The following is a 366-nucleotide window of genomic DNA, read 5'->3' on the forward strand; positions in this document are numbered from 1 at the left end:
CCGCCGCCGTGAGCCGCAGCGCGGTCGGGCCGGACGGGGCGCACGCCGTGGTGGGCATGACTGCCGAGGCCTGGGGGAGCGCGGTCACCCTGACCCTGGACGGGGTGGGCGGCCCGCGCAGCTGCGACCTGGTCGCGGTGGGCACCGACGGCTCGCGCCAGACGGTGACCAGCTGGACGGTGCCGGCCGGCGGCTACCGCACCCGCACCGCGAGCACGCTGACCACCAGCGGCGGCGCCGGCCTGACGCCGGACCGGATCGCCCACTTCGAGGTGCGCGACCTGGACAGCGGTCAACTCCTGGTCTCGGTACCGGGACTGACGACGGGTTAGCCGCCCTGCGACGGGTTGGCCGACCGGCTCCCGT

At 76.5% G+C, this 366-nt stretch carries 1 pseudogene; it reads left to right on the forward strand.

The annotated features are described in order from the left end of the window. A pseudogene (locus C7C46_RS28690) lies at window positions 1–332 on the forward strand (anti-sigma factor family protein); the annotation flags it as partial. Window positions 333–366 lie beyond the last annotated feature (34 nt).

This window comes from Streptomyces tateyamensis, assembly GCF_003205575.1.
In the GTDB taxonomy this organism is placed as follows: Bacteria; Actinomycetota; Actinomycetes; order Streptomycetales; family Streptomycetaceae; genus Kitasatospora; species Kitasatospora tateyamensis.